A 9,104-nucleotide genomic window follows, 5' to 3' on the forward strand; every position below is an offset into this window, starting at 1 on the left:
TCCGGACCATGCAGCGCGACGCACCCGGATTGATTCAAGCCCCGCCTTGGGACGAGAGCCAGCGGGGTCCGGGGCGGAGCCCCGAGGCGTAGGACACCAACCGGGTCAGGCTTCCGTGCGGACCGGGGCCGTTTCCGGGAGGCGCCAGATGCACAGCGCGCTGGCGAGCCCGGCGAGGGCCATGTACCCGGCCAGGTACCACGGGCGGTCGCCCCCCGCGTCGACCAGGAGCGTCGCCACGAAGGGCGAGGTACCCGCGAAGATCACGCCGTTGATCTCGCGGACGAAGACCAGACCGCTGTAGCGGACCTCGGTCGGCAGCGACTCGGCGTAGAACGTGCCGGTGACCGCGAAGATCGAGTTCAGCATCAGGGCGAAGGCGATGGTGATCGCCAGGTAGATCAGCCACGGCTCGCGCGTGTCCACCAGCCAGAAGAAGGGGTACGCGAAGAGCGTGATCGCCACCGCGCCACCGATCATCACCGGCTTGCGCCCGATCCGGTCGGAGAGCGCGCCCGCCAGGGGAATGGTGAGGATCGAGACCGCCGAGGCGATCGTGATGCCGAGGACGGAGGTGCCGGCGGAGAGGCCCAGCTGGTTGGTGAGGTAGCTGGGCAGATAGCCCTGGATCGCGTACGAGGCGATGGCGGTGGCGCAGCCGGAGCCGATGAGCAGGGCGATCGCCTTGGGGCGCGCCTTGATCGCGGCGAGTACGGGGAGCTTCTCCCGCTTGCCGCTGGCGCGGGTGGCCTCGAACTGCTCGGTCTCGGGCGCGGCGTTGCGGATCAGCAGGGCGATGACGACCACGAGGGAGCTGGCCAGGAACGGGATGCGCCAGCCCCAGCTGAGGAAGTCGTCCTCGGGGAGCGTCGAGACGGCGGCCACCGCGCCGGAGGCGATGACGACGCCGATGAACTCGCCCGCGCCGGGCAGCGAACCGTAGAATCCGCGCTTGCTGTCCTCGGCCGCCTCCGTCGACATGACGTACGCGCCGCCGAGCTCGGCGCCGACGCCGAAGCCCTGCATCATCCGGCAGAACACGAGGAGGACCGGGGCCCAGATGCCGATCTGGTGGTACGTCGGCAGGAAGCCGATGGCGAGGGTGCCGACGCCCATCAGGATCACGGTGAGGATCAGCACCGGGCGGCGGCCGATGCGGTCGCCGAGGTGGGCCAGGACCAGGCCGCCGATGGGGCGCACGGCGAAGCCGAGCCCGAAGGTCGCGAACGAGGCGAGGGTCGCCGCGAACGGCGAGACGTCCGGGAAGAAGACCTTGTTGAAGACGAGCGCGGCCGACGCGCCGAAGAGGAAGAAGTCGTACCACTCGAGGATCGAGCCGACGACGCTCGCGGCCGCTGTGCGGCGCTGGCGGGTGCGCGCGCTCATGACCTTCGTGTCTCTCGGACCTCTCGGAGCGGACGGCTCCTTGTGGGTGGATGTGCTCGTCGTCGGGCTCATCTCACTCTCTTTCCGGGCTCAGTGGGCCGACTGACGACCCGATGTTGCAACATATGCACGCCTGTTGCGTGAAGGCTGCTAATGTTCTTCATGGGCCCAGCGGGATGTCAATGGAGGGACGGCGAATGTCCGGTAAGGCTGTCTGCCTCGGCGAGACGATGGCGCAGGCCACCCCGGCCGACGGCGAGGGGTTGGAGCGCAGCCGGGAGCTGCGGCTCGCGGTCGCCGGCGCCGAGTCGACCGTGGCGCAGTACCTCGCGGATCTCGGGCACGAGGCCGCCTGGGTGAGCCGGGTCGGGGACGATCCGTTCGGCCGGCGGATCCTCGCGGCGGTCGCCTCGCGCGGCGTACGCGTGGACGCGGTGCACGCCGATCCGGCCGCCCCCACCGGCGTGTACTTCAAGGACCCGGGTCCCGACGGCACGCGCGTGCACTACTACCGGGCGGGCTCGGCCGCGTCCCGGATGACACCGGCCGACGCGGACCGCGTCGACCTGACCGACGTACGACTGCTGCACCTCACCGGGATCACACCGGCCCTGTCGGACGGCTGCGCCGGGCTCGTGGACACCCTGATGGAGCGGGCGGCGGACAGCGGGACGCTCGTGTCGTTCGACGTCAACTACCGCCCGGCGCTGTGGAGTTCACGCGACAAGGCGGCGGAGGCCCTGCTCGCCCTCGCCCGCCGCGCCGACATCGTGCTCGTCGGGCGCGACGAGGCCGAGACGTTGTGGGGCACCGCCACCGCCGAGGACGTACGGGAACACCTCGCGCCGCGCGGCACCCTCGTGGTCAAGGACGGGGACGTGGGGGCCACCGAATTCACCGACGCGGGCAGCGAGTTCGTGGCAGCGCCCGCCGTCGACGTCGTCGAGGCCGTCGGCGCCGGTGACGCCTTCGCCGCCGGATATCTGAGCGGACTGCTGGACGGGGCCGCCCCGGCCGAGCGGCTCGCCCTCGGGCACCGGCTCGCCGGGCGGACGCTGCGCAGCATCGAGGACTACGTCCCCGCCACAGGCCCTGCCCTGCTCGGCGAAGGACACTGATCCCATGTCACAGACCGTCCGTCGCGCCATCGACATCCTCGAGTTCATCGCCCGCCGCCCGCGCACCCAGACCGAGGTCGGCGAGCACCTCGGCGTGCACCGCTCGACCGCGCTGCGCATCCTGGAGTCCCTCACCGAGGGCGGCCTCGCCCGCCGGCTCCCCGACGGCCGCTACGCGGTCGGGCACCGGCTCGCCGGGCTCGCCCACCTCGCCCTGGAACAGTTCGGCCTGAAGGACGTCGCGGGCGAACACCTGCGACTGCTCGGCGAGCGCTGCGGGCACACCGTGCACCTCGCCGCCCTGGAGGGCGAGCGGATCGTGTACGTCGACAAGGTCGACCCCGTCGACGGGGTGCGCCTCTACTCGCAGATCGGCCGCCCGGTCACCCTGCACACCGCCGGAGTCGCCAAGGCGATCCTCGCCCATGTGCCGCGCGAGCGGGCCGACGCGCTGCTCGCCGACTGCGACTTCGCGCCGCACACCGGCACGACGATCACCTCCCTCGACGCCTACCGCAAGGCCCTCACCGAGACCCGGGCGCGCGGCTGGGCCGTCGACGACGGCGAGTACGAGGACTTCGTGAACTGCGTCGCCGTACCCGTACGGGACAGCAGCGGCGAGGTCGTCGCCGCCGCGTCCGTGACCGCGCTCAAGGCCAAGGCGGACCTGGGCGCGCTCGAATCCGAAGTGCTGCCCGACCTCATGACCACCGCCGACACGATCTCCAAGGAGCTGGGATGGCGTCCGTGAACACCGACAGGGCCACCGATACGCCCACCGATAAGCCCACTACGTTCGATGAGCTGTTCGCCGGGGTGCCGGTGATGGCGATCCTGCGCGGCATGCCCGCCGACAAGTCCGTCGAACTCGCCGTACGCGCCTGGGACCTGGGCATCGAGTGCGTCGAGGTCCCCGTGCAGACCGAGGAGGCCGCGTGGGTGCTCGGCGCCGTCGTCGCCGCCGGGGCCGAGCGCGGCAAGCCGGTCGGCGCGGGCACGGTCACCACGGCCGAGCGGCTCGGCTGGGCGGTGGACGCGGGCGCCGCGTTCACGGTGGCCCCTGGGTTGGACGTGGAGGTGGCGCGGGCGAGCGTCGCGGCCGGGCTGCCGCATCTGCCCGGCGTGGCCACGGCCACGGATGTGCAGGCGGCGCGGGCGATCGGCCTTACCTGGCTGAAGGCGTTTCCGGCGAGTGTGCTCGGGGTGGAGTGGTTCCGGGCGATGCGGGGGCCGTTCCCGGAGGTGCCGTTCGTTGCCACGGGGGGGATGGATGCGGGGAACGCGGGGGCTTATTTGGCGGGTGGGGCGAAGGTGGTCGCGGTTGGTTCGGCGTTGGAGGACCCGGCGCAACTTTCTTTGCTGGCTGAGATGTTGCGGCCCAATCGCTGAACGACTCGGGGCTCTGCCCCGGACCCCGCTGCTCAATCGCCGCAGGGGCTAGATATGAGGAGTTACGCCATGAAGATCACCTCGCTTACCACCTACCTTGTTGCTCCCCGGTGGCTGTTTCTCAAGGTGGAGACCGATGAAGGGGTCACCGGATGGGGGGAGCCCGTCGTCGAGGGGCGGGCGCACACCGTCGCCGCCGCCGTCGATGAGCTGAGCGACTACCTCGTCGGGCAGGACCCGTTCCGCATCGAGGACCACTGGCAGGTCATGACGAAGGGCGGGTTCTACCGGGGCGGGCCCGTGCTGTCGTCCGCCGTGTCCGGGATCGACCAGGCCCTGTGGGACATCAAGGGCAAGTTCCACGGCGTCCCGGTCCACGATCTGCTGGGCGGAGCCGTCCGGGACCGGATGCGGATGTACTCGTGGATCGGCGGCGACGACCCGAGCGAGGCCGCCGAGCACGCGGCGCAGCGCCTCGAACAGGGCTACCGGGCCGTGAAGATGAACGTCGGCGGCAAGATGCGGCACCTCGAGACCTCGCGCGAGATCGACGCGGTCGTCGAGCGCGTCGCCTCCGTGCGGGACGTGCTGGGCCCCGACGGCGGCGTCGCCGTCGACTTCCACGGGCGCACCTCACCCGCCCTGGCCAAGCAGCTCGCGCGGGCCCTCGAACCGCTGCGTCCGATGTTCATCGAGGAGCCGCTGCTGCCGGAACTCACGTCGCAGTACGGCGACTTCACGGCCTCGACCTCCATCCCCGTGGCCACAGGCGAACGCCTCTTCTCCCGCTGGGACTTCGACCCGGTCCTGCGTTCCGGCATCGCGCTCGCCCAGCCCGACCTGTCGCACGCGGGCGGCATCTCCGAGACCCGGCGGATCGCCGCGCAGGCCGAGGTGCACGGCGTGGGCCTGGCCCCGCACTGCCCGCTCGGTCCCATCGCGCTCGCGGCGTGCCTCCAGGTCGACTTCGCGTCGCCGAACGCGTTCATCCAGGAGACCAGCCTCGGCATCCACTACAACGTGGGCTCCGACCTCGGCGACTACCTCGTCGACCCGTCCGTCTTCGCCTTCGACTCGACGGACGGCCACATGGCGCGGCTGACCGCGCCCGGTCTCGGCATCGAGGTGGACGAGCAGGCCGTAATCAAGGCGGCTGCCTCCGGCCACCGCTGGCACAACCCGGTCTGGCGCCACGCTGACGGCTCTTTCGCGGAGTGGTGATCACGTCTCGGGGCTCCGCCCCGGACCCCGCGCCTCAAACGCCGGCGGGGCTGGATATTTCAAGCCCCTGCGGCGATTGAGCAGCGGGGTCCGGGGCGGAGCCCCGAGGCGTCAACCACGGCCTACCTCCTGAGCTCCTCCGGGCACGGCGTCCCCCGGGGGAGCTGGTAGGGCGCCGCGAGGCGATACGTTCCGGGCTTCGGGGCCAACAACTCCGTCCACGCGTCACCCGACTCGTCCTCCTCCGTCTCGATGAGGCAGCCGTGCGCGTTCGTGAACCGCTTGGGGAGGGCGTCGTTCGCCTCCCTGGCCCGCTTCGACGCCCCGGTCTCCTTCGGCGCCCCCAGGCTCTTGCCCTCGGCGTCGACGACCGAGAGCCACGGCGAGTACGGGACACGGATCAGCACCCGGCCCGGCCTCGTCACCTCGATGGTCAGCTCGCCCTGCTCCGCGGCGTCGACGACGGCGTGCGGCTCGGCGAGCGGCGTCGGGTCCGTGACGGCGAACAGCTGCCAGTTGGCGTCGCCCCACACCTGCTTGAGATACGGCAGGCCGCGCTGCACCAACTGCCGCTCGCGCTCGGCACCCTTGCCGTCCGGCTCGTCCTTGGGCAGCACCACGTAGTGCACGGCCCAACGCCGCAGCCACTCGCGGTAGTTCGCCGAGTTGAGGGTGTCGTCGTAGAAGAGCGGGTTGCGCTCCATGTCGGCCTGCCGGTTCCAGCCGCGCGCCAGGTTCACGTACGGGGCGAGCGCGGAGGCCTCGCGGTGCGAGCGCGCGGGCACCACCTCGACGCGGCCGTGCTCGGCCCTGACCTCCTGCAACTCGTTGACCAGCGGCGCCAGTTCGCGGGCCCAGGAGGCGGCCGGGGTCGTCCGCACCACATCGTCGACCGACTTGAAGCCGATCCACGCGTTGAAGCCGACGAACGCGATCACGATGACGTACCACTTGCGCGAGCGCGGCGCCGTGAACGGCAGCGCCACCAGCAGCGCGACGCCCGCGAACAGCATCGGGAGCCGGGTGATGTTGGAGCCGATCTGCGAACTGATCAGCCACACCAGGAGTACGGACAGGGTGTAGACGGCGGACGTGATCCGGACCGTCAGCCACCCCTTGGGCACGAGGACGCACACGAGGGCGCCGTACACCATCGGCAGCAGCGCCGACCAGAACGACATCGGCTGCGTACCGGAGAACGGGAACAGCCACGCCGACAGCACGACGACGGCGGTGGGCGCGAGTCCGAGCGCGTACGCACCGGGGCGCCGCTTCTGCAGGAACAGCGCCACGGCGACGAGTCCGACGAAGAGCCCCGCCACCGGCGAGCAGGCGGTCGCGATGCCCGCGAGGGGAGCTGCCACGGCGGCCTTCGCCCAGCGCTTGTAGCGCCAGCGGTACGGCCAGCAGAACACCGCGGCCGTCGCCGCGAGCCCGAACATCATGCCGAGGCCGAACGTGACGCGCCCCGACGCGGCGTTGCAGAGGAGCGCGAAGACACCGGCGAGCGCGGGCCACAGGGGCCTGGCCACCACCCGCGTACGGATCAGGATCATGGTCAGCAGCGCCGCCGACAGCGTGCCCGCGCCCATCATCGTCGTGCGCACGCCGAACACCGACATCAGATACGGCGAGACCACGCTGTACGAGACCGGGTGCATGCCGCCGTACCAGGCGAGGTTGTACGCGGAGTCGGGGTGCCGGCCGACGAACTCGGCCCAGGCGTCCTGCGCCGCGAGGTCACCGCCGCTGTTCGCGAACGTGAAGAACCAGATGAGGTGGAGGAGCGCGGCGACCGCTGTGGCGAGGGTGACGGGGTGCCGGGCGAAACGCTTCAGGCGCGTGCCGGCGTTCGGCTCACCAGAGGCCCCGTCGGGCCCTGCTGACTGCTCGGGAAGTCGTATCCGGGGGCGGCCCCCGCCCGACCCGGGCTTCGCGTCATCGGCGCGCGTCGGCCTCGCTGTGGCCACTCCTTGCACTCCCGTTTACCCGTGTGCCGTTGTGAATGAACGGGTGGGCGTCCCCCGCCTGTCCCGGTCTCGCGACGCTAGCACGGCGTCCGCGGGCGGGCGCCGTGGGAGACCGACGGACATCGGTCTCCCACGAGCGGCCGCACGAGCGGTCCGGGGGCGGTCAGCCGACGCGGGTCAGCTTCGCGCCGAATCCGGGCTCGGTGAGGCCCTTCTGCAGGGCCACCGGCACCTCCACGGCGCCGCCCTCACCGTCGCCGACCTCCAGCACGCCGACCGTCTCCCCCGTCTTGCCCGTGTGCGGCACGGACTTGCCGTCCTGGTCGGCGAGTTGCAGGTGCACGGTCTTGCCGGCCCAGCCGACGGCCTTGACGTCCTTCGTGACCGTGACCGGGGTGTGCCCGCCGAGCTGGTCGTCGACGTAGCCGACGACATCGCCCTTCTTCAGCACCGTCGACGAGGTGACCGCGTCCTGGGCGGCGAGCATCGCGGTCTTGCTGACCGCGTTGACCGTGTCGATGATCGGCGCCTTGTGCTGGCCGAGGACCGCGCCGACGACCGTGACGGTCGAGCCGCCCGCGTCCTTGGTGGCGGCGAAGAGCAGGTTGCCGCCGGCCTTCGTCGTCGTACCGGTCTTGATGCCGATGGCGCCGTCGTAGGGCACCAGGCGGTTGTAGTTGGTCCACTTCTTGCCGGACGGGTCGGTCCAGGTGGGCAACTTGGTGATGTCGGTGAGCGCCGGGATCTGCACCAGCTCGTTGCCGAGCTTCACCTGGTCCTCGGAGGTGGAGACGGTGCTCTCCTTGAGGCCGGAGGGGTCGGTGTAGGTGGTGTTCTTCATCCCCAGCTTCTTGGCGGTGGCGTTCATCTTCTTGACGAACGCCTCCTCGGAACCGGCGTCCCAACGGGCCAGCAGGCGCGCGATGTTGTTCGCGGACGGGATCATGACCGCCGCGAGCGCGTCCTTCTGGGAGATCTTGTCGCCCTCCTTGACGGTGTTGAGCGTCGACTCGTTCTGCCCGTCGGCGTCGTAGCCGCCCTCCTTCTCGGCGGTGGCGTCAACAGTGATCGACGGCCCGTCGGCGCCCGCCTTCAGCGGGTGGTCCTTGAGCACGATGTACGCGGTCATGGACTTGGCGACCGAACCGATCGGCACGGGTGTCTGCTTGCCGAAGTGGTCCATCGTGCCGATGCCCTGGACGTCCATCCAGCCCTGGCCCTCGCCCGGCCACGGCAGGGACGCCTTGTCGCCGTCGAAGCTGTACGTGGCGTCGGTGGTGAGCGACAGGGACGGCGTCGGCAGCGGGCGGACGGCCTGGATGACCCCGAACACGATGATCAGCAGGATGACGAGCGGCGTCCACACCTTGACCCGGCGCACCGCGGTACGGACCCGGGTCTCCGCGGGCGGCGGGGTGTTGGTCAGCTCGGCGAGCAGGTCCAGCGGGGGCTTCGGCGGCAGCGGCTGCTGCGTGGTGCGCTCCGCCGGTTCGACCGTGGGCTCCGCCTCGGGCGGCAACTCCTTGCCCGCGCCGCCCTCATCGAGCTCCTTGAGCGGCACGAACTTACTGCTCTTCGCGGTCCCGGCCGCCTTGAGCGTGGTGGTCGGCTGATCCACGGGCTGCGGAACGGCCTTGAAAACAGCAGTCGGCTGATCAACAGCCCCACCGGGGGCCTCCGCGCCGCCCTTGCCCCCCTTGGCGTCTGACTGCGCGCCGGACTTGGCGTCCGACTCCCCTCCGCCATGGGCGTCGCCCTTCGCGACCGGCTCGGCTTTCCCGGCCGACTTACCGTCACCCTTGGTGCCAGCCGTGCCGCCGGACTCGGCGCCCGGCTTAGCGTCGGAGTTGGCGGCCGGCTGCGCACCGGCCTTTCCGGCGGCCTTTCCGTCGCCCTTGGTGCCAGCCGTGCCGCCGGACTCGGGGCCCGACTGAGCGTCAGGGTTGGCGGCCGGCTGCGCGCCGGACTTGGCGTCGCCCTTCGCGACCGGCTCGGCCTTCCCGGCCGACTTACCGTCACC

Annotated in this window: 6 protein-coding genes and 1 pseudogene; 4 read left to right on the forward strand and 3 right to left on the reverse strand. The window is 71.1% G+C overall.

Features of this window, described 5'->3' with window-relative positions; all coding sequences use genetic code 11:
- Window positions 1-105 precede the first annotated feature (105 nt).
- Window positions 106-1,386 (reverse strand): MFS transporter, encoded by a 1,281-nt coding sequence (locus tag OKJ99_RS42890; protein WP_326024101.1) that lies wholly within the window; start codon window positions 1,384-1,386, stop codon window positions 106-108.
- Window positions 1,387-1,583: 197 nt separating this feature from the next.
- On the opposite strand from OKJ99_RS42890, the gene OKJ99_RS42895 reads away from it, so the two are divergent.
- The 4 genes from OKJ99_RS42895 (at window position 1,584) to dgoD (ending at window position 5,114) form a co-directional block, all read left to right on the forward strand.
- Window positions 1,584-2,504, forward strand: a complete 921-nt coding sequence (locus OKJ99_RS42895) for a sugar kinase (protein WP_326024102.1) — start codon at window positions 1,584-1,586, stop codon at window positions 2,502-2,504.
- A gap of 4 nt (window positions 2,505-2,508) precedes the next feature.
- Entirely contained in the window at window positions 2,509-3,255 is a 747-nt protein-coding gene (locus OKJ99_RS42900; RefSeq protein ID WP_326024103.1) for an IclR family transcriptional regulator, read from the forward strand.
- Window positions 3,243-3,893: a bifunctional 4-hydroxy-2-oxoglutarate aldolase/2-dehydro-3-deoxy-phosphogluconate aldolase gene (locus tag OKJ99_RS42905; RefSeq protein WP_326024104.1), complete on the forward strand. Its 651-nt coding sequence runs from the start codon at window positions 3,243-3,245 to the stop codon at window positions 3,891-3,893. Before OKJ99_RS42900 ends, OKJ99_RS42905 begins: the two co-directional genes overlap by 13 nt.
- A 69-nt stretch (window positions 3,894-3,962) precedes the next feature.
- Complete coding sequence (gene dgoD, locus OKJ99_RS42910) at window positions 3,963-5,114, forward strand: galactonate dehydratase (protein WP_326024105.1); 1,152 nt, start codon at window positions 3,963-3,965, stop codon at window positions 5,112-5,114.
- A gap of 122 nt (window positions 5,115-5,236) precedes the next feature.
- Here the strand turns inward: dgoD and OKJ99_RS42915 are convergent, their stop codons facing one another.
- Both OKJ99_RS42915 and OKJ99_RS42920 read right to left on the reverse strand, forming a co-directional pair.
- On the reverse strand, window positions 5,237-7,084 hold the full coding sequence (locus OKJ99_RS42915; RefSeq protein WP_326024106.1) for an MFS transporter: 1,848 nt from the start codon (window positions 7,082-7,084) through the stop codon (window positions 5,237-5,239).
- Window positions 7,085-7,247: 163 nt separating this feature from the next.
- Window positions 7,248-9,104, reverse strand: a pseudogene (locus tag OKJ99_RS42920) (D-alanyl-D-alanine carboxypeptidase); the annotation flags it as partial.

Source organism: Streptomyces endophyticus (assembly GCF_035798155.1).
Taxonomy (GTDB): Bacteria; Actinomycetota; Actinomycetes; order Streptomycetales; family Streptomycetaceae; genus Streptomyces; species Streptomyces endophyticus.

Bases quoted from the DNA above. Each gene is read 5' to 3' on its own strand.
- OKJ99_RS42890 (WP_326024101.1), bottom strand. From the start codon at position 1,386: ATGAGCGCGCGCACCCGCCAGCGCCGCACAGCGGCCGCGAGCGTCGTC.
- OKJ99_RS42895 (WP_326024102.1), top strand. From the start codon at position 1,584: ATGTCCGGTAAGGCTGTCTGCCTCGGCGAGACGATGGCGCAGGCCACC.
- OKJ99_RS42900 (WP_326024103.1), top strand. From the start codon at position 2,509: ATGTCACAGACCGTCCGTCGCGCCATCGACATCCTCGAGTTCATCGCC.
- OKJ99_RS42905 (WP_326024104.1), top strand. From the start codon at position 3,243: ATGGCGTCCGTGAACACCGACAGGGCCACCGATACGCCCACCGATAAG.
- dgoD (WP_326024105.1), top strand. From the start codon at position 3,963: ATGAAGATCACCTCGCTTACCACCTACCTTGTTGCTCCCCGGTGGCTG.